The sequence below is a fragment of the Sphingomonas sp. CCH21-G11 genome, from assembly GCF_001555965.1.
Lineage (GTDB): Bacteria > Pseudomonadota > Alphaproteobacteria > Sphingomonadales > Sphingomonadaceae > Sphingomonas.
Map to the genome: position 1 here is coordinate 1 of NZ_LSHX01000026.1, position 21,205 is coordinate 21,205.

Below are 21,205 nucleotides of genomic sequence, written 5' to 3' on the forward strand. Positions count from 1 at the left end.
GCTTGGCGGCGGGCGCGGCGGCATCCTCGCCCTCGCCAGCCAGCAGCGCGATGACTGTGCCGACCTTCACCCCGTCGGTCCCCTCGGCGACCAGGATCTGCGTGATCGTGCCCTCGTCGACCGCCTCGAACTCCATCGTCGCCTTGTCGGTCTCGATCTCCGCCATCAGGTCGCCGGCGCCCACCGTATCGCCTTCCTTGACCAGCCAGCGGGCCAGCGTGCCCTCCTCCATGGTCGGGGACAGAGCGGGCATCTTGATTTCGATCGGCATCGGCGCGGGTTCCGTTGCGTGGTCCTGGGGAGCGCCTTCCTTTGCCGGGCCGGGACGCCCGGTCAACCCCATCACCTTGCGCATACGTCTTCGACTCGCCACGTTCGGCGCGGCGGGATCGCAATTCCGGGGGGAGGAACACAATATGCGCACCTATCTGGTGGTGGTCGACGAGAGCCCGGAGTCCGAAGTCGCGCTGCGCTTCGCCGCCCGACGCGCGGTCAAGACCGGCGGCAATGTCGAGATCCTGGCGCTGATTCCCAAGGCGGAGTTCGTCCACTGGGGCGGCGTGATGGCGACGATCGAGGACGAGGCGCGCCAGCGCGCCGAGGCACTGGTCGCGGGTGCCGCGGGCACCTTGCTGGAGGAATCGGGGATCAAGCCGACGATCACGGTGCGCGAAGGCGACGGACCAAAGGTCGTGCGCGAGGCGATCGAGGTCAATCCGGAGATCGCCGCCCTCGTCCTCGGCGCGGCGGCGAGCGGCGCGCCCGGCCCGCTGGTCGCGCATTTTTCCGGCGCCGACGCGGGCAAGCTGCCCGTGCCGATCATGATCATCCCCGGCAGCCTGGAGGTCGAGGCGATCGACCGGCTGAGCTAGCCGGCGTTCCGCCGGTCAGGCGGCGCGTAAGGTCGCCGGCCGGCCGATGTCGTTCGCGGAATGGCGCGGCGCGGGCCCCGGTCGATCGCCGTCCGCCCCGCCCCCCGGTCGCTTGATCCGCGTCCGCGTGCGGCGCTGGCGCGCACGCGAGCGGCGGACCGACCGTGCGCGTCGCGCGCTGCGCACGACCGCGGCGATCCCGCGCATCCGGGCCAGCCCGGCCAGCAATGCGGTGGCCATCATCGCGTCGTAATAGGCCGCCGTTTGCCAAGCGATCAGCATCAACGCATCGGCCGAACCGAAGATGAGCATGAGCTCGCCGCCGACCGGCAGCAGCATCACCAGTGCGACCATGAACAGCAACTGCTGGCGCGACAGTGCCGACAGCCGCCGCGCGGGCGCCGCCACCAGTGTCCGGTGCAGCCACCGCGCGATCGGCGTCTCTGGCCAAAGGCGCAGGATCATCATCACGAAAACGGTCGTCGCAAACAGCATGGCAGCCCCCTCCCGGCTCGAAAGTGGCGTGCGCATCCCCGCCGTGCAAGCTGGCGCGCAACGAGGGGATTGAGCCGGGCGCCGATCGCGTCCACGATCGCACGATGCGCCACCTGATCCTGCTCGCTCCGCTCCTCCTCCCCCTCCCCGCCATCGCCCGCGACGCGCCCGATCCCGCGCGGATGAAGGCCGATGTCGAAAAGCTGGTCAGCTTCGGCACCCGCCACACGCTGTCCAGCCCCGATGATCCCAAGCGCGGCATCGGCGCGGCGCGCAAATGGGCAGCGGACGAATTGAACCGGATCAGCGCGAAGTGCGGCGGCTGCATCACCGTCGCCAACATCGCGCGCACCTTTACCGGGCCGCGCGCGCCCAATGGCGTCAACGTCGTCAATGTGCTGGGCTTTCAGGCCGGACGCGACCCCAACCGCGTCATCATCGTCCAGGGCCATATCGACAGCCGGGTCAGCGACGTGATGGACTTCACCAGCGATTCGCCCGGCGCCAATGACGATGCCTCCGGCGTCGCGGTGGTGCTGGAAGCCGCGCGCATCCTGTCGAAGGAAAAGTTCGACGCGACGATCATCTATGCCGCCTTGTCCGGCGAGGAACAGGGGCTGTGGGGCGGCACGCTGCTGGCCGAAACCGCCAGGGAGCGCGGCTGGGTGGTCAGCGCGGTGCTCAACAACGACATTGTCGGCAACACCGTCGGCATCAATGGCGCGCGCGTCGCCGACCGGGTGCGCGTGTTTTCCGAAGGCATCCGCGCGTCGGAGACGATCGAGCAGCAGATCGCGCGGCGCGGCAATGGCGGCGAGGATGACGGCCCGTCGCGCGCATTGGCCAAGGCGATCGACGGCGTCGCGGCGGCGATGCCGGGCGCGCTCGACGTGTTCGTCGATCGGCGGCCCGACCGCTTCGGGCGCGGCGGCGACCATGAGCCGTTCCTGCGGCTCGGCTATCCGGCGGTGCGTTTTTCGGTCGGCATCGAGAATTACGACCAGCAGCACCAGGATCTGCGCACCGAAGCCGGTCGCGAATATGGCGACACCGTCGACAAGATGGATTTTCCCTATCTAGCCAGGGTCGCGGCGATCAACGTGGCCACGATCGCCCGGCTGGCCAGCGCCCCCGCCGCGCCCGACGGCGTGTCCGTGGGCGGCGCGGTCTCCTCCGACACGACGGTCAAGTGGCAAGCCGTGCCGGGTGCGACGGGCTACCGCGTCCATTGGCGGCGCAACGATGCGCAGGATTGGACCGACCATCGCGACGTGCCCGCATCTGCCACCGAATGGGTGCTCAAGGACGTGATCGTCGACGACCACTTCATCGGCGTGTCGTCGCTGGCTGCCGACGGCGCGGAGAGCATCGTCACCTTCGCCGGGCGGGCTGCGGCGCGGTAATCCAAAACCGCCGTCACTCGGGCCGCGTGTCGGGGTCCGCTGCGCCATTCAGCTCGCGCCGCGCCAGGTGCGGCCTTCGCGGTGCCGTTGGCGCGCACCCGTGCGGCGGGCAAAAGCCTGTGCCCATGTCGCGGCGGGGCCCGGCATGCGGCCGGGGCAACGGCCCCTGGGGCTTCGTGCGCAGCGGATATTGCCGGGCCGGCTGATCAGCCGCCGCAGGTCACCGTCGTCTCGAAGGTTGCCGGGAAGTACCAGCCGCGCGCGACATAGGCGGGGCGGACCTCAACCGTGCGCGTGGTGCAGCCATTGCCCGTGACCTGGACCTGTGGCGGCACCGACGGCGGCAGGTCGATCTCGTCAGACCGCCAGTCGCGATAGCCCGCGCGGTCGTCATCGCCCCAGGGCGGATAGTCGGCGTCGTCATCGCGCGGCGCCCGACCGCGATCCTCCGCCCGGTCGATCGCAAGGCCAGCCACTGCCCCGACGCCCGCACCGATCAGCGCCCCGCCCAGCCGGTCGCCGCGACCGGCGATCAGCCCACCGGCGACCGCACCGGCCCCCGCCCCTATGGCCGCGCCACCGATGCCGCGATCGGCGCGCACGGGCGCTGCCGCCGGCCGCGGGTAGCCGCGCGGGGGTGCGACCGGCCCCGGCCGGGGCGGCGGGGCTTCCGCCAGCACGGTCGCAGGCGCCGCCACCGCTGCCGGGCGGGCGGGCGGCGGCGCATAGGTCGCACCGGGCGCGGCCGGCGCGCGTGCGACGACGGGCGCTGATGCGGGTGCAGGTGCAGGTGCAATGGCGCGCATCGGTGCAGCGGGCGCGAACAGCGCGACCGGCGCGGCCTTCATCGCGGCAGGATTGTTCCAGTCGATGCCGGTGCGCGCGTCGATCACCCGGCCATCGTCGCCGACCAGCACCGCGTCGTCATAATAGCGCAGCCAGCGCCGCCCCGTCTCGGCGGCGGGCAGTCGGTACCGGGCCGGATCGCGCACCTCGAACCCCGGTTCGATCCAGTAGCGCGGCAGTTCGACACCGGCTTCGGGCGCGCGATAGGCCGCCCAGCCGCCCGGCGCATAGCTGCCCGCATACCAGCGCCCGTCGACGCTGCCGCCCCAGCCCGTCTCGGGTGCCGCCTGTCCCGCGTGAACGGGCATGGCGGTCAGGCTCGCCAGGATGAGGGCGGTCACGGTCGATCGGCGCATCTTGGTCAACTCCCGGGTGGTCGCGCGCAACCTAACAGCCGGGTCACCGGGTGGGAAACCGGCGCAATGGTTAAGCCTGTCCCGCTTCGGATCAGTCCGCGATGCGCGCGGCCAGGATCGCCATCAACGCCTCGCAACCCGCAGCATCCTCCGCATCGAAGCGCGCCACCTTGGGACTGTCGAGGTCGAGCACCCCGATCAGCCGGCCGTCATGGACGATCGGCACGACCAGTTCGGACGCGCTGGCCGCGTCGCAGGCGATATGGCCGGGAAAGGCGTGGACGTCGTCGACCAGCTGCGTGGCGCGGGTCTGCGCCGCGGTGCCGCACACGCCACTGCCGAACGCGATGCGGATGCACGCCGGCTTGCCCTGAAACGGCCCGAGCAACAGTTCGTCGCCGACGTTGCGATAGAAACCCGCCCAGTTGAGGTCGGGCAGATACTGCCAGATCAGCGCGGCGGCGTTCGCCATGTTGGCGATCGCATCCGGCTCCTCCGCGGTCAGCGCATCGAGCGCGCCCGCCAGTTCACGATACAGCTCGGCCTTGCTGCCGGCGGCGATGTCGAAATCGTACATGGGCGGGGATGTAGGGGCTTTGTAGCGTGGGCGCTACTGGCAAGGCGTCCACAACTAAGGCCCACACAATTGGTCCACCGGATGAGCTGATCACAGCCCATCGTAAGCCGCTTTTTGAACGGCTTCGAGTGCGGCGGGCATAGTAACCATCCCCAATTGTCCCTGAGCTATCACTTGTCGCACCGGTGGTTGGATTCGCGGCCTTTCTAATCCAATGCAAGCTTTAGCGGGTGGGAGCGGGGGTGCTGCTCCCCGCACGATTGCAGCAATGTCGAGCGGTTGGCTGCGCTCGTCCTCTCTCGCGAGGCCACGGCGATCCCAAGTAAAAAGCATGAGCAGCGGTGCGTTGCGGTCTATATTCTTCCACGGTACGAGGCATGGGTCGCCCACGGTTAACCGCTGTTTTACTGGACCGTCATATGCAGCAATGATGGGAGCAGCCTCGCCGGCCCCTACTATCATTATCCTTTTGCGATCTATCCAGTTGGCGCTCTGTACATAATTCAATGCGAATTTGAGTTGTCGCTCAATTGCTTGCTGCAACGATATTGCGTCCCGAGACATGCACGCTTCAAGTGAAGTCTTCGCAGTTATTAGATTCCGGTTCTCATCAATGGATAGAACGACTACGTTCAAGGGTACATTTTTGCCTCGAACTGCAAAAGCGCAACCGGGAAGAACGATGATTGCAGGGATCTTGCCCAAAGATTTAATGCGGTGATGGAACGATGGAAGATCAGCCGGCACCTGATAATTGCCGTTTGACGTTGAAACCATGGCGCTCACCTCAAGCGGTGTCGGTGATCTGGCGTTAAACTTGCGGTCGAGCGCGATGTCGCTCTGTAAAGCTTGATATTGCTTGCTTTGCTCTAAATTTCGGAGAAACGCCGTCCCCGACCATGCAAAAGCGACTAAGCCTAGCAGCCAGATACAGCCGCGCTTCAATCGAGCCATGGTCGCCCTCTTTGTTGACAACCCCTACGCAGGATTGCTTACCAGACCCGTCAGGCGCGCGAACACGTGCAAGCTCCATTGAGGTGCAGGAGTCACAGTGCAAGGTTCTGGCTTAACGCGAATCACGTTTATCCGCATCTTCGGCCCAAAAGCGGACCGTCTCTCGCTCACGCAGTCGGACGCGGAGCAATTGTATCGAACGCGCCCGTTCAACGTCTGACACTTAATCCCCGAACCCCGTCCGGCGATAGAGCAGCGTGATCGCGACGCGGCGGTTGCGGGGGTCGGCGGGGTTTTCCTTCACCATCGGTTCGCGGTCGGCGACGCCTTCGATGCGTTCGAACTGGTCCTCGCGGATGCCGCCCTGCGCCAGGCGACGGCGCGTCGCCTCCGCGCGGCCGCTCGACAGCATCCAGTTGTTCATCGCCGCCGGGTTGCCATAGCCCAGGCTGTCGGTGTGGCCGCGGATCATGATGGGATTGTCCATCCCCTCGATGCTTTCGGCGACCATGCCGATCAGCGTGCTGGCGTCCGGCACCAGCGCGGTCGTCCCCAGCGCGAACATCGAATAATTGGCGTCGTCGATCAGGTCGATGCGCATGCCGTCGCGGGTACGCACGAAGCGGACATATTTGGCGATCTTCGCAATGCGCGCGTTCGACTTCATCGTCGCTTCGAGCTTGGAACGCATCTTGGCGAAATTCTCGCGATCCTCCGCCGCCATCGCCTGGCTTGCCTTCAGGCTGCCCTTGTCGCCGGTGCCGACTTCCTTGCCGCCGGTCGCGCCCGCGGGGATCGTCAGCGACCGCGTCCCGGTCTGCTGCGCCTTGTGCGGATAGCTGTCGACGTCGGTGATCGATTCGCCGCCGAAAATGCCGTTGGAGCCGGCGCTGTTCTGCTTGAGCTGGACCAGCGTCGGCGCGAAATAGTCGGCGATGCCCTTGCGCTGCTTCTCGCTGGTCGCGCCGAGCAGCCACATCAGCAGGAAGAACGCCATCATCGCGGTGACGAAGTCGGCATAGGCGACCTTCCACGCGCCGCCGTGATGGCCGCCATGCCCCTCGATATAGATTTTCTTGACGATGACCTTGGGCGGCTGATTGGTCCCGTGGGGTGCGCGCGCGGCCATTATTCTACGCCTCCCGGCGCGACGCGGTACCGGCCCACTCCCCCACCCGGCCACCCACAAGAGTAGCCTGGCTGGGTGGCCGGGTGGGGGAGTGGGCCGGTACCGCGCATCGGCGTGAGCCGATCAGTCATCACTTCCCCCGCAGACCGTCGAACACCTCGGCAAAGCCGGGCTGGTTCTGATGAGCGATTCCCGAGCGTGCGGCTTCGATCACCAGCGGCTGGGGATGGCCGTGCAGCGAGGCGATGATGATCTGCTTGACGACGTGATAGATCGCGGCATCGGCGTCGATTACCTGCTGCAGCCGGGTGGCGAGCGGGCCGACGATGCCATAGGCGAGCAGCACGCCCAGAAAGGTGCCGACGAGGGCCGAACCGATCATCCCGCCCAGGATCGACGGCGGCTTGTCGATCGATCCCATCGTCTTGACCACGCCCAGCACCGCGGCGACGATGCCGAGCGCGGGCAGCGCGTCGGCCAGGCCCTGCAGCGTGCCCTGCGGACCCTGGACCTCGTGGTGGTGGGTCTTGATCGCGTTGTCCATCACCTCCTCGACCGCGTGCACGTCGAGCGTGCCCGACGAGACGACGACGAGGCGCAGCGTATCGGCGATCAGGTTGACCAGCGTGTGATCGGCCATCAGGCGCGGATATTCGGCGAAGATCGCGGAGGATTTGGGATCCTCGACATGCGGCTCGAGCGCGATCGGCCCTTCGGTGCGCAGCATCTTCATCAGCTTGGAAACGAGGAAGATGGTGTCGAGATAGTCCTGCTTCTTGTATTTCGGGCCCTTCAGCACCTTCATGACGCCGCCGCCGATCGCCTTCAGCTCCTTGCCGGAATTGCCGATGATCAGCGCGCCGACCGCGGCACCGCCGATGATCAGCATCTCGTGCGGCAGCGCGTGCATGACGGGGCCCAGCGCGCCGCCGGTGATCGCGAATCCGCCGAACACCATCGCCAGCAGGACAACCAGGCCAATCAGCGGAAACATCGGCGCATCACACCCTTAAAAAACTGCCACCGATCCGGAATGGAATCGGCGGGCCATGGCCCTTCATGCCCGACACCCGTCGAGAAATGGTTACCGCGCGCGGCGTCAGCTCAGATAGTTGAACAGCGACAGGTCGCTCAGCCGCGCAAAGCTCGACTGGGTCGCCTGGAGAATGGTCAGCGTCTTCTGCAGCTCGGTGATCGCCGCGCTGACGTCGGTATCCTCGAGCGCGGAGCGCAATTCCTCGCGCACCAGCCCGTTGGCCTCGACCTGATCGCGTTCGAGATCGAGTCGATAGGCGCGCGCGCCGACCATCGATCGCGCCGCCGACACCTGGTCGAGCGCCGAATTGACTTCGCTCAACGCGGTCGCGCTGGGTGCCTGGACATCCGCGCCCGATCGCAGCGCGGCGCTGTAGGTCGCGATCATCGCGAAAATGTCGATCACGCCCGGCTGGCCCGCGCCGCCGAAGATGCGGCCGCCGTCCTCGGTGGTCTGGATCGCGACGCCATCGGCGACGGGCACCGTCCCCGCCTCACCCGATCCGGCATAGGTGATGCTGCCGTCGGGCTGGGTTTCGAACGCGACATCGCCGGACGCGCCGCCGAACAGGGGCTGGCCGCGTACGTCGGTCGCGTTTGCGAGGCGCAGCAGGTCCTCGCGAATCGCGTCGAGCGCGGTGGCGATGCCGACCCGGTCGTCGGCGGACAGCGTGTCGTTCGCTGCCTGGATGATGAGTTCGTTGACACGCTGAAGCTGGGTCTCGGTGCCTGCCAGCGCGGTATCGGCCTGGCTCAGCACGCCCTGCGCAAGGCTGATGTTGCTCGAATAGGCGACGTCGTCGGCGACCAGCGCGCGAAGCCCGCTCAGCCGCTGATAGGCGGCGGCGTCGTCCGATGCGGTCTGCAGCTTTTTCCCCGTCGCAATCTGCGTCTGCAGCCGGTTGGCATCGACGTTGAGCGTCGAGATGTCGCGCAACGACTGGCGGAAATATTGCGAGGTGGTGACGCGCATCATCGGCTTATCCGATATCGAAGATGGTCTGGAGGGTTTCGCGCGCGACCTGGATCACCCGGCTCGACGCCTGATAGGCCTGCTGGAAACGCAGCAGGTCGACGGCTTCCTCATCCAGATTGACGCCGGTCACCGAATCGCGCTGCGTCACCGCCTGGTCGCGGATCACGGTCTGCGCCGCGCTCACCGACTTGCGCGCTTCCAGCGCGGAGGCGTTGCCCAGGATCAGGCTGTTGACCCGCCCCTCGATCTGGCTCGAATCGCGCAGCGCGGCGATCGCCTGAAGATTGCGGTTGTCACGCGCGCCGCCGCCCGGCTGCGCCGCCGCGACCCCCGACGGATCGGTCAGCAGCACCGATACCTCGCCCGCGCCGCCAGGGCCGATCGCGAACATCGGTGCGCCCGGATTGCCGTCGAGCCCCTCGCCGGCTGCCTGTACCGCGTTGACGTCGTTCACGAATTGCGTGGCAAGCGCGTCCAGCCCCGTCCGCGCCTCGTCGATGCGAATCGCGCCTTCGGCGACGCCTGCCAGGATGCCGCCGGTCGGCGTCACGATCGATGCGGTCGCATTGCGATACAGCGTGAATGCGGTCGCGCCGCCGCTGCGTTCGTAACGCAGCTGGCCGGCATTGTCGTCTTCCACCAGGATCGGGCCGGTCGCGCCGTTCAGCCGCACGCTGGCGCGGCCATATTCGTCGATCGCGACGTCGATGTCGGTCTGTTCCGCCAGGTTTTCGAGCAGGCGGTCGCGCTGGTCGAGCAGCGCGGCATGCCCGGACGTGCCCGGCGACACGCGCGCCAGCCCGGAATTGACCTGGGCCAGCGAACTGGCGGTGCCGTTCAGGTCGCGCGTCGATTGCGCCGCGGTCGCGTCCAGCTCGATCGCGGCGGTCGCGAGCGCGCGATCGGTCGCGACGAAACCGCCCGCAATGCCGCTCGCGCTGTCGAGAAACACGACGCGCGCCGCCTGCGATGCGGGGTCGGCAGCCAGATTCTCCGATGCACCGAAAAAGCGGGTCAGGCTGTCGCCCAGCCGGTTGCCGGTCAACGCGCGCTCGATCGAATCGAGCCACACGATGCCCGACTGCGTCTTGGCAAGGTCGGTGGTGGCGCTGCGGACCTCGCTGGCGCGGAACTCGTCCGCGGCGCGGGTGATGCCGGTCGCCGCGACGCCGAGCCCGTTGACCAGCCGCCCGCCGAGCAGGCTCGATCCGGGTGCCGAAATCTCGGTCAGGTTGGTGGTGCGCCGCGAATAGCCGGACACGCCGGCATTGGCGACATTCTCCGACGATGTGGTCAGCGCGGTCTGATAGGCACGCAGCCCCGACGCGCCGATTGCGAGCAGATCGGTCATCGCGTCACCTGCGGGTCATCGCTTGTCCCGGGCACCGCCGGCGCCGCCGGCGCGGGATCGGCCGCAACCGGGTGGCTGCGCGACAGGAACTCGGTCATCGCCTTGCCGATGCCCAGCGGCGTGGATGCCGCCATCGACTTGGCGAGCTGCTGGTCCTGCATGTCGCGGAACTGGTCGAGTGCCTGGCTTTCAAAGAGCCCTTCGGACAGCCGCGCCTTGCGCATCGCGCCGAGCATCATGTTGACGAAGATCGCCTCGAACTGCTGGCCGGCCTGATCCAGATTCTCAGCCGTCGCCAACCGGCGCGTGTCGATCGACCGGCCGGCAGTTGCGGGAGAAACGGGGGCGACCGGCTGGGTCACAGGACGATCAGCTCCGCCTTGAGCGCGCCGGCTTCCTTCAACGCTTCCAGGATCGCGACCAGGTCGGCGGGCGACGCACCGATGGCGTTCACCGCCTTCACGATGTCCGCCAGCTTCGGGCCGGGCTCCAGCAAGAACATCGGGCGCTTTTCCTCTTCGATGCCGACCGCGCTCTGCTGCTCGACCGCGGTCTGGCCACGGCTGAGCGGTGCGGGTTGGCTGATCCTCTGCGATTCCTCGATACGGACAGTAAGTTTACCATGCGTTACCGCGGACGGCGCGACGCGGACCGCCGAATTGATGACGACGGTGCCGCTGCGCGCATTGACGATCACGCGCGCGGCCGCCTCGGCCGGGTCGACGGTCAGGTTCTCGATCTCGCTCATCAGCGCCGCGCGGACGTCCGCGCCCGGCGGCGGGGCCAGCGTCACCGACACCGCATCGAGCGCGCGCGCGGTGCCCGGGCCGAAGCGGCTGTTGACCGCGCTGGCGACGCGCTGGGCGGTGGTGAAGTCAGCACGCGCCAGGTTGAAGGTCAGCGTCGGCGAGCTGTCGAAGCCGGTATCGACCGAACGCTCGACCGTCGCCCCGTCGGGGATGCGCCCGGTCGACGGGACATTGACGACGATCTGCGATCCATCCTTGCCCTCGGCACCCAGGCCACCGACCGCCAGATTGCCCTGCGCCATCGCATAGATCTGGCCATCGGCACCGATCAGCGGGCTGAGCACCAGCGCGCCGCCGCGCAGGCTCTTGGCCTTGCCCAGCGCCGACACGGTGATGTCGATCTTCTGCCCTGGCTTGGCGAACGCCGGCAGTTCGGCGGTGATCATCACCACGGCCGAGTTCTTGAGCGCCGGATTGACCTGGGGCGGCAATTGCAGCCCGAAGCGCGACGCGATACCCTTCATCGACTGGACGGTATATTCCAGATTGTCGTCGCCCGTGCCCGGCAGGCCGACGACGATGCCGTAACCCGTCAGCTGGTTGGTACGGATATTCTGGAACTTGCCCAGATCCTTGACGCGCTCCGCATTCGCCGGCGTGGCGAGCAGCAGGGCGGCAAAGAGGGTAAGAAGAAAGCGCATGTGAATGCTCCGCCTCAGAACGGGCTGATGACTTGGAAGAACCGGCTCAGCCAGCCCTGGCGGGCGGCGCGGGCGACGTCGCCCCGGCCGGTATAGGCAATGCGGGCGTCGGCGACGCGGGTCGACGCGACGCGGTTGTTCACGTCGATGTCGGCGCGGCGCACGATCCCCTTGATCTGGACGAACTCGTCGCCGCGATTGAGCGTCACGCGCTTCTGGCCCTGCACCACCAGCGTGCCGTTGGGCAGCACCTCCGCGACGGTGACGCTGATCTCGCCGGACAAGGCGTTGGACTGGTCCGCACTGCCCGCGCCGGTGAAGCCGCGATTGCCCGACAGCCGCGCGGCATCCGGGTTGAACGAGAACGGGCCGGACGCCGGCGGGGTCAGGCCGAAGCCGCCCTCGCTGTCCAACTGCGTGCCGGCGGACTTCGATGCCTGCATCCGCTCCACCAGAATGATGGTCAGCGGATCGCCGATGCGAAAGGCGCGCGCGCCCTCGTGCAGCCCGGCATAGCCGTCGGCGACCTGAAAGATCGAGCCGTTCGCCGGGGGCGGCGCGGGCGGCGTTGCCGGCGCGATCGTTGCGGAGAAATCCTCCGGCGGCTGCTTCTTCCCAAACAGGCGCGCGTCGGCGGACCCCGGCGCCAGGATCAGCGCGAGCGCGGGGACGAGCGCGAGGCCCAGCCGGGCGGAGCCGCGACGATCAGACATTCTGGTTGACATATTGCAGCATCTCGTCGGTGGCCGAGATCATCTTGGAATTGACCTCATAGGCGCGTTGCGTCTCGATCATGTCGACGAGTTCCTCGACGACGTTGACGTTCGATCCCTCGAGCATCCCCTGGCGCACCTGGCCGCGACCATCGAGGCCGGCGATGCCGAGATTGGCGGGGCCGCTCGATGCGGTCTCGATCAGGTAATTGTCGCCGGTCGCCTGCAGGCCCGCGGCATTGGGAAAGGTCGCGACCTGGATCTGGCCGATCTGCTGCGCCTCCGCCTGGCCGGGAACGACCGCCGACACGGTGCCGTCGCTGCCGACGGTGATGCTGGTGGTGCCTTCGGGAACCGTGATCCCGGGCGTCACCTGATAGCCTTCGCTGGTGACGAGCAGCCCCTGGGGCGAACGGGCGAAATTGCCCGCGCGCGTGTAGCCGAGCTGCCCGCCGGGCAGCTGCACCTGGAAATAGCCGTCGCCGTCGAGCGCGAGGTCGAGCGAATTGCCCGTGGTCTGCAACGAACCCTGGGTGTTGATCCGCGCGGTCCCCTGAACCCGGACGCCGGTGCCCAGATTTAGGCCGACGGCATACTGGGTTTCCTGCGTGCTCGCCGAACCGGCGGCGGTCACGACCTGATAGGCGAGCGTTTCGAACGCCGCGCGGTCGCGCTTGAAGCCGGTCGTGTTGACGTTGGCCAGGTTGTTGGAGATCACGCGCATCCGCATGTCCTGGGCATCCAGGCCGGTGCGGGCGATGTGCATTGCGGCGTTGCTCATAACGTTATTCCTTCATCAACCCTGCACACGCATCAGCGACGCGGCGCTTTCGTCCATCTGCTTGGCTTCTTTCAGCAAATTCGCCTGAACCTCATAGGCGCGCTGGTTCTCGATCATGTCGACCAGCGCCTGGGTGAGGTTGACGTTCGACTGTTCGAGCGCGCCCACGCGCACCTTGGCGTCGAGATCGACCGGCAGCACCCCGCCGCCGCGGACATGCAGCTGGTTGTCCAGCCCCTTGACGGTGCGGCTGCCCTGATCGCTGACCAGCTTCAGCCGGTCGATGATCTGCGGCGCGGAACCGGGCTCGGCACCCACCGGCATGATCGACACCGTGCCGTCCTCCGCCACCGCGATCGACTGATAGGGCGGCAGCGTGATCGGGCCGTTATTGCCGATCATCGGCCGCCCTTCGCCATTCTCGAGCAGCCCCGACGCGCCGACCTTCAGGTCGCCGCGCCGCGTATAGGCCTCCGTGCCGTCGGCTGCCTGCACCGCGAACCAGTTGTCGGTCGCGATCGCCACGTCGAGCGGCTGGCCGGTCTCGACGATGGTCCCGGCGCGCCGGTCCATGTCGACGACTTCCTCGGCGTTGGGCTGGCGGGTTTCGAACTGCTGGCCCTTGAGCACCAGCCGCTCGAACGACACCCGGTCGGAGCGATAGCCGACGGTCGAGGCGTTCGCGATGTTGTTCGCGATCGACGCCTGTGCCGACATCTTGCTCTTGAGACCCGACAGGGCCGTGTAGACCAGACCGTCCATATGCGTGCTCCGTCAGCCTTTCCGCGACGCGATCAGATGTTGAAGATCGTCTGCGAGATCTCGTTCGACGTCTCGAGCGCCTTGGAATTCGCCTGGAAATTGCGCTGCGCCGCGATCAGCGACACGAGCTCCTCGGTGATGTCGACGTTCGAGCCCTCGATGATGTTCGACATCAGGTTGCCCGCGCCGTCGCGTCCCGCCTCGCCCGCGATCGCCTCGCCCGACAGGCCCGTCGATGCCCAGTAGCTGTCGCCCAGCTGGCGCAGGCCGGCGGGATTGGCGAAATTGATGATCGCCACCTTGCCGAGCGCCTGGGTATCGCCGTTGGAAAAGGCCGCGGTCACGATGCCCTCGCTGTCGACCGACACCGATTCGAGCTTGCCGACCGCCACGCCGTCCTGCAGCCGGCTGTTGACCGTGAAAGGCGACGCTTCCTGCGTCGAGCCGGTCAGATCGAACGACACGGTCTGCTCGCCGGCGCTGCCCGCGGGCGTGAACGGCGGAAAGGCCGTCGGCGTCGTCGGCGACACCAGCGCGCCGGTCCCGTCAAATGTCGCCGCAATCGGCGCTGTACCGAGCTGCTGGTCGCCGACAAAGTTGTAGATCGACCAGTCGCTGTTGGGGTTGCCAGCGGTCGGCGCGGTTTCGCGAACGAAATAGGTGGTCAGCGTGCGCGGATTGCCGGTCACGTCATAGATGGTGGTCTGCGTCGCCTGATTATAGGTCGACGGATCGAAGCGGTCGAACGTGCCCGACGGGATCGACGATCCGGCGTTCAGCGTCACCGACAAGCCGACATTGCTCGTCGCAACCGGCGTGCCGCTGGTCGCGGGCAGGCGCAGGCTGATCGTCGAATCGAGCCCCGAGGCGACCACCGCGCCGCTGCCATCGACCGGATAGACCTGAAGATTGGCACCCTTGCCGTCGACGACATAGCGGTCCTTGTCGACCAGGAAGGCACCGTTGCGGGTGAAGTTGACCTTCTCGCCGTCGGGATCGGGCTTCATCGCGAAGAAGCCGTCGCCGGAGATGGCGAGGTTGAGCGCACCGGTCTGCTGGACCAGATTGCCCTGGGTGAACTGCTGGCGGATCGCCTTGGTGACCACGCCCGATCCGACCTGGGCGGTGGGGCTCAGCGACACGCTCGACGAGATCACGTCGGCGAACTCGACGCGGCTCTTCTTGAAGCCGTTGGTCTGCACGTTCGCCAGATTGTGCGAAATGACCGACATGTCCTTTTGCGAAGCCTGCAGGCCGCTCAGCGAAGTGAAGAAAGACATTGGATTCTCCTGTTCCTAAAGGGCGGCTCAGCCGATCGAGCGGACCGCAGAGGCGGGGACCTGGCCGAGGCCGGGCAGATTGAGGATGGCTTCGCCATTGCTGACCGAAACCGAGTTGACGGGTGCCCACACCAAAGGCTGGGCCGCGACCGGGCCGTTGGTGCCGAGTGCGGTGACCTGGATCGAGAACGGCCCCGCGCCGGCATCCTCGCCGGCGGCATCCTTGCCGTCCCATTCATAGCTGGCGGTGCCGGCGGGCTGGGCGCCCAGGTCGATCGTCTTGAGCAACCGGCCATCGGCATCGGCGATCGACACCATGACGCTGCCGGCGGCTTCGGGCAGTTCGACCGCGCCCTGCAGCCCGCCAGTCGTGCGGCCGAAGGCGACGTCGCCGGCGGTCAGCACGTTGCGGCCGACCCATTGCAGCGCGTCGGTCGTGCTGGTCCCGCCCAGCTTCGCGGCGAGCGACTTCAGCGTCGAGTTCATCTCGCTGATGCCGGCCAGGCTGGAGAACTGCGCCATCTGTGCGACCATCTGGCTGTTGTCGACCGGCTCGAACGGGTCCTGGTTGTTGAGCTGCGCCGTCATCAGCCGCAGGAAATCGGACTGGTCGAGCGTCGCATTGGCGTTCGCGGACGCGGCAACCTGCGGCGAGCTGTCGCCGCTTCGGTTGATCCCCAGTCGCGAAAGCGTCGAGTCAAAGGTGTTGGCGATGGTCATGATCAACCTCCCATCCGCAGGGTTTCGGTGATCAGCGTCTTGGCCGTCGCCATCACTTCGACATTGTTCTGATAGGTGCGGGCGGCTTCCATCATGTCGACCAGCTCGCGGGTCTCGTCGACCGCGCTTTCATAGACATAGCCGTCCTTGTCGGCGAGCGGATTGCCCGGATCGTGGCGCTTCACCGGCTCCTCGCCCGCGGTCACGACGCGCGCGACATCGACGGTGGCCATGGTCGAGGCCGCGTCGAAATGGGTGCGGAACACGGGCTTGAGCGAACGATAGGCTGCGTCGGGCGTGCTCGCGACCGCGCCGGCATTGGCGAGGTTGGACGCGGTGGTATTCATCCGCACCAGCTGCGCCGACATCGCGCGGCCGGCGACCTGGAACAGGTTCATCGGAGCCTCAGGCATCTTCATTCACCCTTCAGCGCGCGCGTGATGGTCGAGATGCGACCGTTCAGGAACGCGAGCGTCGATTGATAGGCGATCGCATTTTCGGCGAACGCGGTCTGTTCGGTGGTCAGCTCAACAGTGTTGCCGTCCAGCCGCGGCTGGAGCGGCTTGCGATACAAGGTCGCGCCGCGGATCGCGCGATCGGGGGACCCCCCCGGGCCCTCGATCGCCGACATCGCCGCGCGAAAGTCGATGTCCTTCGCCTTGTAACCGGGCGTGGAGGCGTTCGCGATGTTCGACGCGAGCACGCTCAGGCGCTGCGAACGGACGGCCAGCGCCGCGCCGTGCACTCCAAAAAGCGTATCCTGTGGCATCGTCATTCGTCTCCAAGGACTATTCCGGTTCCCGCTCAGCAAATGGCGTGCCAATTGCCCCGATGCCGCCTCGACTGGGCGTTTCGGTGGTCCGGCAGCGGTCGGGCGGCAAGATTTTGCCGGGTGCGGCAGCCGATTGCCGGTCGCCGGTCGCGATGCGGCAATGCGCGGGGTTCCCCGGCGGCTTCGGTCGAATTGGCGCGGGACTTGCTGATATGAACGCCATGACTCCACCCGTCGCACCCCTGACCGGCGAAATCGCAGGCCTGGCCCCGGCAATGGCGCCGTTTCTCGATCCGACCGCGCTGGCGATCGTGGTCGGCGGGACGCTCATCGCCCTGCTGCTGCGCGCGCCGCTCGGCGATCTGGTCCGCGCCGTGCGCGCGCTCGGCACGCTCGCCCGCCGGTCGTTCGATGCCGAGGGCTGCCTGACACAGATCGACGCGCTCGCCCGCATTTCCGCGCGCCATGGGATCGTCCCGCTCGACCGGGCGGTGATCGCCGACCCCGATGTCGCCGACGCCATCGCGGCAATCGTCGACGGCATCGCCCCCGACATGCTCGAGCGCCGCCTGGCCGAGCGCATCGCCGCGCGTGACGAACGCCATGCGGCGGCGATCGGCGTTTGGACCGCCGCCGCCGACCTCGCGCCGGCGATGGGCATGGTCGGCACGCTGATCGGCCTGGTGCGGATGTTCAGCGCGATGAGCGATCCGATGGCGATCGGCGGATCGATGGCGATCGCGCTGCTCGCCACGCTCTATGGCGCGATCATCGCCTTTCTCGTCGCCAGCCCGATCGCCGGGCGCCTTCGCGCGCGCGCGCGTGCGGAATCAATTGGCCGGGCCCGGCTGGTGCCGCCGCTGGTCGAACTCGCCGGCCGCGAACAACCGCGCCGCGTCACCATCGCGACCGAGGCGGCATGACCGACGCCTTCGCCCCGACCGAGGCGGCGCGCCCCTTGTGGCTGACCACGCTCGCCGACCTGTCGCTGCTGCTGCTCGGCTTCTTCGTCCTGCTCCAGTCGATGCAGGCGGCGGACCGCGCGCGGCTCGCTGCAGGACTGCGCGCGGGGTTCGGCATCGATACGCCCGCCGCGGCCGCACCGATGACGCCGGCCGGCGCGCCGATGCCGGTCGATTATGCGCGCGTGGGCGGCTTCGCCCCCGCCAGTGCGATCGTACCGGACACCATCGCGACCTATGCGCAATGGGCCGCGACCGTCGGCAGCGACCGGCGACTGACGCTGACCGTCACCGGGTCGGTCGACGGATCGCCCCGCGATGTCGACCCGGCGACCGGCAGCGCCGCGATCCTGGCCGCCGACCGCGCCCGCGCGGTCGCGCGCGCGCTCATCCTGTCGGGTCAGGTCGCCCCCGCCCAGCTTCGCGTCGCGATCGCACCGCCGTCCGAGCATGCCCGTGCGGTCCACCTCGCCATCGGCTTCGCGGGCAACCCTGCCCCCGCCGCTTCCACTACCGCCGCCGATCCGGTCGGCCGCGCCCTTCCCTGATGGAGCCCATCATGCCGCTTGCCCCGCTGACCTGGCTGCTGATCGCCGCCGCACCCGCCACGCCCGCCTTTCAGGACACCCGCCTGATCGACGCGGCCGTCGTCCAGTTCACCGGCAAGCCGGTGGGCGAGGAAGGCGGCGCGCGCGCCCCGGTCGATGCACGCCTCAAGCTCGCCGCCTGCCCGATGCCGCAATTCGAGTGGCGCAACGCCGCGCACGATGCGGTGGTCGTCCATTGCATGGCGCCGGCCTGGCGAATCTTCGTGCCGGTGGTGCGCGCCACCCCGGTCGCGCCGCCCCCTGCGGCGGCGGCGACACCCGCGGTCGCCACGCGGCCGGAGCGTGTCGCGCCGGTCATCAAGCGTGGCGACCCGATCGTCGTCGAGGCGGTCGCGGTCGGCTTTTCGATCACGCGCGAGGGGATCGCGGCGAGCGACGCCGCGCCCGGCGCGCGGCTGCTGGTCAAGGTCGATCCGGCCAAGCCGCCCATCCAGGCGATCGCGATCGAAAGCGGCCGCGCGACATTGCCCGGCTGGGCTCAATAATTTTTTCTAAAGGTTTTCGCCAACCGGTCGTTTGGTCTGAATGTCGGCAGATTCATAAGGACGCAGACATGGTGGACCCAATCGGCTTCAGGCCCATATCGGCGACGGACGCCCGAAATGCGCCCGTTGCACCGGTCACCCCGGTGCAGCCGGTCGAGCCGGTGGCCAAGGCGGATCCGACCGCCGCCGAACTGAACGCCAGCGAGACCGCGCGCGCACTCGCCGCGGCACCGCCGGTGGATGTCGACCGGGTTCATCGCATTCGGTCGGCCGTCCAGGACGGAACCTTCCCCATCCTTCCCGCAACGATCGCCGACCGGCTGATCGCGCTGCGCCTGCAATGGAGTCCCCATGACCAGTCGGCGTGACGCCCTGATCCAGGTGATCGAATGCCTGCACGCCGAAATCGCGGCGCTGAAGGCCAACGATGTCGCCGCGCTGGAGCGCGCGACGCAGGCAAAGCTGGTCGCGATCGAGACGGTCGCCGCCAACGACAACATGCCCGCGCAGGACCATGAGCTGCGCCTGCTGGCTGCGGAGGCGAACCGGCTCAACGAAACCGCGCGCATCTACGTCAACCTGATGGCGGCAAATGTCCGCCGCCGCCTGCAAGTTCTTGCCGGCCACGACGGCACGGCATATCGCGCCGCCGGCGCTGTCGCCTTCGGCTGAGCCGCCGCGCGGGCGCGAACACACCGGCTGCGCGCCGGCTTTGCAACATTGGCATGGTCCTTGCTAAGCTGTTCCCGACGGAATAGCCAGAGCAAGGATCGATGAGCGTCACCCCGGTCGGTTCCCCCAACCCCATCCAGAACGCGATCGCCAGCGCCGCCCGGCGCACCGGCGTCGACTTCGCCTATCTGATCGGCCAGGCGCAGGTCGAAAGCGGCATGCGCGCCGACGCGCGCGCCGCCACGTCGAGCGCGACGGGGCTGTATCAGTTCATCGACCAGAGCTGGCTGGGCGTGATGAAGCGCCACGGCGGCGAGCATGGCCTGGGCTGGGCGGCGGACAGCATCCGCCAGACGCCGGGCGGACGCTATGTCGTCGACGATCCCGCCACCCGCCGCGCCATTCTCGACCTGCGCAAGAACCCGCAGGTCGCGTCACTGATGGCGGCGGAGCACGCCGCCGACAACAAGGCCGTGCTCGAAGGCACGCTGGGGCGCGGCGCCAGTGGCACCGACCTCTACATGGCACATTTCCTGGGTATCGGCGGGGCCAAGTCGTTCCTGTCGGCGATGCAGGACAATCCCGACCGCAGCGCCGCGTCGATGTTCCCGGCGGCTGCGCGCGCCAACCGCAGCATCTTCTTCGAAGGCAATGGCCAGCCGCGTTCGCTGGCCGACATCTATTCGCGCTTCGCCGCCAAGCTGGATCGCGGGGCCGCCGCCGCGGGCGCGACGGGCCTCGCCTCGGGGGGCATCGCGCCGCCGTCGATGCCGCAGCTCGAACCCGGCGTCGAGGTCATCATGGGCAACGCCGCCGCCGGCGGCAGCGAGGATCTCTGGCTCCAGACCACGCTCGCCAACCTGAACGTCGTCGGCGGCCAGCGCGGCGCGCCGGTCGCGACCGCGCAGCTCGGCACGCAGCTCGGCCAGCCCGGCTACCGTCCGCTGCCCGAAACCGCGCGGCTCGCCTATATGATGCTCGCGCAGCTGGGCGCGTGACGCGATGATCGCTGCACTCAAGGCACCCCAGGGGGTTTTTCCGGCATTGCGCAGCACCGCGCTGCCGCTCGCCATCCTGCTGCTCGTCATGCTCATGGTCGTGCCGATCCCGGCCATGCTGCTCGACGCCTTCTTCATCCTGAACATCATGATCAGCCTGGCGGTGTTGATGGTGGCGCTGAATGCGCAGAAGCCGCTCGACTTCTCCGCCTTTCCCACCGTGCTGCTGTTCGCCACGCTGTTCCGCCTGGGCCTCAACGTCGCGTCGACGCGCGTCGTGCTGGTCCACGGCCATGAAGGCGAAGCCGCCGCCGGTCACGTGATCGAGGCGTTCGGTACCTTCCTGATCGGCGGCGACTATGTCGTCGGCCTGTTCGTCTTCGCGATCCTGATCATCATCAACATGATCGTCGTGACCAAGGGCGCGGGCCGCGTGTCCGAAGTGTCGGCGCGCTTCACGCTCGACGCCTTGCCCGGCAAGCAGATGGCGATCGACGCCGACCTCAACGCCGGCCTGATCACGCCCGACGAAGCGCGCCAGCGCCGCTTCGACGTGTCGACCGAAGCCGACTTCTACGGCGCGATGGACGGTTCGTCGAAATTCGTGAAGGGCGACGCGGTCGCCGGCCTGCTCATCCTGGCCATCAACATCGTCGGCGGCCTGATCCTGGGCACGCTCAGCCACGGCCTGAGCGTGGGTGACGCCGCGCAGACCTATATCCTGCTCGCGATCGGCGACGCGCTCGTCGCGCAGATCCCGGCGCTGATGCTGTCGATCGCGGCCGCCGCCATCGTCACCCGCGTCGCGTCCAGCATGGACCTCGCCGGCCAGATCGGCAGCCAGTTCGGCAGCCACAAGACCTGGATCCCCGTCGCCGCGATCCTCGCGCTGCTCGGCATCGTGCCGGGCATGCCCAGCATGATCATCCTGCCGGCGGCCGCCGCGGCGGGTTTCGCGGCATGGCGGATGCGCGAGGATCGCGGCGACGGGGATCCAGGTCTTGTGGC

Annotated in this window: 27 protein-coding genes; 9 read left to right on the forward strand and 18 right to left on the reverse strand. The window is 67.8% G+C overall.

Features of this window, described 5'->3' with window-relative positions:
- Positions 1-271, reverse strand: a 271-nt coding sequence (locus tag AX676_RS05890; RefSeq protein ID WP_156441217.1) for a biotin/lipoyl-containing protein, incomplete at its 3' end; no start/stop codon positions are given.
- 145 nt (positions 272-416) lie between these two features.
- Here AX676_RS05890 and AX676_RS05895 point away from each other — a divergent pair.
- Entirely contained in the window at positions 417-872 is a 456-nt protein-coding gene (locus AX676_RS05895) for a universal stress protein (protein ID WP_066476756.1), read from the forward strand.
- 15 nt (positions 873-887) lie between these two features.
- Here AX676_RS05895 and AX676_RS05900 read toward each other — a convergent pair whose 3' ends face one another.
- Positions 888-1,367: a hypothetical protein gene (locus tag AX676_RS05900; protein ID WP_066476755.1), complete on the reverse strand. Its 480-nt coding sequence runs from the start codon at positions 1,365-1,367 to the stop codon at positions 888-890.
- Between the two features lie 104 nt (positions 1,368-1,471).
- Here AX676_RS05900 and AX676_RS05905 point away from each other — a divergent pair, with 104 nt between their 5' ends.
- On the forward strand, positions 1,472-2,770 hold the full coding sequence (locus AX676_RS05905) for a M28 family metallopeptidase (protein ID WP_066476892.1): 1,299 nt from the start codon (positions 1,472-1,474) through the stop codon (positions 2,768-2,770).
- A 206-nt stretch (positions 2,771-2,976) separates the two neighbouring features.
- Here the strand turns inward: AX676_RS05905 and AX676_RS18440 are convergent, their stop codons facing one another.
- The 16 genes from AX676_RS18440 to AX676_RS05980 all read right to left on the reverse strand — a co-directional run bounded on the left by AX676_RS18440 (position 2,977) and on the right by AX676_RS05980 (position 16,469).
- Positions 2,977-3,972 (reverse strand): RcnB family protein, encoded by a 996-nt coding sequence (locus tag AX676_RS18440; RefSeq protein ID WP_156437626.1) that lies wholly within the window; start codon positions 3,970-3,972, stop codon positions 2,977-2,979.
- Between the two features lie 91 nt (positions 3,973-4,063).
- On the reverse strand, positions 4,064-4,549 hold the full coding sequence (locus AX676_RS05915) for a GAF domain-containing protein (protein ID WP_066476752.1): 486 nt from the start codon (positions 4,547-4,549) through the stop codon (positions 4,064-4,066).
- Positions 4,550-4,639: 90 nt separating this feature from the next.
- Positions 4,640-5,503, reverse strand: a complete 864-nt coding sequence (locus tag AX676_RS17695) for a hypothetical protein (protein WP_156437625.1) — start codon at positions 5,501-5,503, stop codon at positions 4,640-4,642.
- 223 nt (positions 5,504-5,726) lie between these two features.
- Entirely contained in the window at positions 5,727-6,632 is a 906-nt protein-coding gene (locus tag AX676_RS05920) for a flagellar motor protein MotB (protein ID WP_066476750.1), read from the reverse strand.
- A gap of 130 nt (positions 6,633-6,762) precedes the next feature.
- Positions 6,763-7,626 (reverse strand): flagellar motor stator protein MotA, encoded by an 864-nt coding sequence (motA, locus tag AX676_RS05925; protein ID WP_066476748.1) that lies wholly within the window; start codon positions 7,624-7,626, stop codon positions 6,763-6,765.
- Between the two features lie 105 nt (positions 7,627-7,731).
- Positions 7,732-8,643 carry a flagellar hook-associated protein FlgL gene (flgL, locus tag AX676_RS05930; RefSeq protein ID WP_066476747.1) on the reverse strand — a complete coding sequence of 304 codons (912 nt, stop codon included), beginning with the start codon at positions 8,641-8,643 and terminating at the stop codon, positions 7,732-7,734.
- 4 nt (positions 8,644-8,647) lie between these two features.
- A complete protein-coding gene (gene flgK / locus AX676_RS05935) occupies positions 8,648-9,994 on the reverse strand; it encodes a flagellar hook-associated protein FlgK (protein WP_066476745.1) in 1,347 nt (448 codons plus the stop codon).
- Positions 9,991-10,356 (reverse strand): rod-binding protein, encoded by a 366-nt coding sequence (locus tag AX676_RS05940; RefSeq protein WP_066476743.1) that lies wholly within the window; start codon positions 10,354-10,356, stop codon positions 9,991-9,993. Before AX676_RS05940 ends, flgK begins: the two co-directional genes overlap by 4 nt.
- Positions 10,353-11,444: a flagellar basal body P-ring protein FlgI gene (locus AX676_RS05945; RefSeq protein ID WP_066476741.1), complete on the reverse strand. Its 1,092-nt coding sequence runs from the start codon at positions 11,442-11,444 to the stop codon at positions 10,353-10,355. The genes AX676_RS05940 and AX676_RS05945 overlap by 4 nt, the downstream gene beginning before the upstream one ends.
- Before the next feature lie 14 nt (positions 11,445-11,458).
- Positions 11,459-12,157: a flagellar basal body L-ring protein FlgH gene (locus AX676_RS05950; protein ID WP_066476739.1), complete on the reverse strand. Its 699-nt coding sequence runs from the start codon at positions 12,155-12,157 to the stop codon at positions 11,459-11,461.
- Entirely contained in the window at positions 12,150-12,938 is a 789-nt protein-coding gene (gene flgG / locus AX676_RS05955) for a flagellar basal-body rod protein FlgG (RefSeq protein WP_066476736.1), read from the reverse strand. Before flgG ends, AX676_RS05950 begins: the two co-directional genes overlap by 8 nt.
- A 15-nt stretch (positions 12,939-12,953) precedes the next feature.
- The gene (locus AX676_RS05960) at positions 12,954-13,700 is read right to left on the reverse strand and encodes a flagellar basal body rod protein FlgF (protein ID WP_066476730.1); all 747 of its coding nucleotides are present in this window, start codon (positions 13,698-13,700) and stop codon (positions 12,954-12,956) included.
- Between the two features lie 32 nt (positions 13,701-13,732).
- A complete protein-coding gene (locus tag AX676_RS05965) occupies positions 13,733-14,980 on the reverse strand; it encodes a flagellar hook protein FlgE (protein ID WP_066476726.1) in 1,248 nt (415 codons plus the stop codon).
- A 27-nt stretch (positions 14,981-15,007) separates the two neighbouring features.
- On the reverse strand, positions 15,008-15,700 hold the full coding sequence (locus AX676_RS05970; protein WP_197417139.1) for a flagellar hook assembly protein FlgD: 693 nt from the start codon (positions 15,698-15,700) through the stop codon (positions 15,008-15,010).
- A 2-nt stretch (positions 15,701-15,702) separates the two neighbouring features.
- Complete coding sequence (gene flgC, locus AX676_RS05975) at positions 15,703-16,113, reverse strand: flagellar basal body rod protein FlgC (RefSeq protein WP_066476884.1); 411 nt, start codon at positions 16,111-16,113, stop codon at positions 15,703-15,705.
- 2 nt (positions 16,114-16,115) lie between these two features.
- On the reverse strand, positions 16,116-16,469 hold the full coding sequence (locus AX676_RS05980; RefSeq protein ID WP_443026006.1) for a flagellar basal body rod protein FlgB: 354 nt from the start codon (positions 16,467-16,469) through the stop codon (positions 16,116-16,118).
- 224 nt (positions 16,470-16,693) lie between these two features.
- Here AX676_RS05980 and AX676_RS05985 point away from each other — a divergent pair, with 224 nt between their 5' ends.
- From AX676_RS05985 to AX676_RS06015, 7 genes are all read left to right on the forward strand, one after another.
- Positions 16,694-17,395, forward strand: coding sequence for a motility protein A (locus tag AX676_RS05985; RefSeq protein WP_231726106.1), 702 nt, complete (start codon positions 16,694-16,696; stop codon positions 17,393-17,395).
- The gene (locus tag AX676_RS05990) at positions 17,392-17,982 is read left to right on the forward strand and encodes a flagellar motor protein MotB (protein WP_066476720.1); all 591 of its coding nucleotides are present in this window, start codon (positions 17,392-17,394) and stop codon (positions 17,980-17,982) included. Before AX676_RS05985 ends, AX676_RS05990 begins: the two co-directional genes overlap by 4 nt.
- An 11-nt stretch (positions 17,983-17,993) precedes the next feature.
- Positions 17,994-18,527 carry a flagella basal body P-ring formation protein FlgA gene (locus AX676_RS05995; protein ID WP_066476881.1) on the forward strand — a complete coding sequence of 178 codons (534 nt, stop codon included), beginning with the start codon at positions 17,994-17,996 and terminating at the stop codon, positions 18,525-18,527.
- 68 nt (positions 18,528-18,595) lie between these two features.
- On the forward strand, positions 18,596-18,895 hold the full coding sequence (locus AX676_RS06000) for a flagellar biosynthesis anti-sigma factor FlgM (RefSeq protein ID WP_066476719.1): 300 nt from the start codon (positions 18,596-18,598) through the stop codon (positions 18,893-18,895).
- Entirely contained in the window at positions 18,879-19,199 is a 321-nt protein-coding gene (locus tag AX676_RS06005; protein WP_066476717.1) for a hypothetical protein, read from the forward strand. The genes AX676_RS06000 and AX676_RS06005 overlap by 17 nt, the downstream gene beginning before the upstream one ends.
- Before the next feature lie 101 nt (positions 19,200-19,300).
- On the forward strand, positions 19,301-20,197 hold the full coding sequence (locus AX676_RS06010; protein ID WP_066476715.1) for a flagellar biosynthesis protein FlgJ: 897 nt from the start codon (positions 19,301-19,303) through the stop codon (positions 20,195-20,197).
- A 4-nt stretch (positions 20,198-20,201) separates the two neighbouring features.
- Positions 20,202-21,205, forward strand: a 1,004-nt coding sequence (locus AX676_RS06015; protein ID WP_197417793.1) for an FHIPEP family type III secretion protein, incomplete at its 3' end; no start/stop codon positions are given.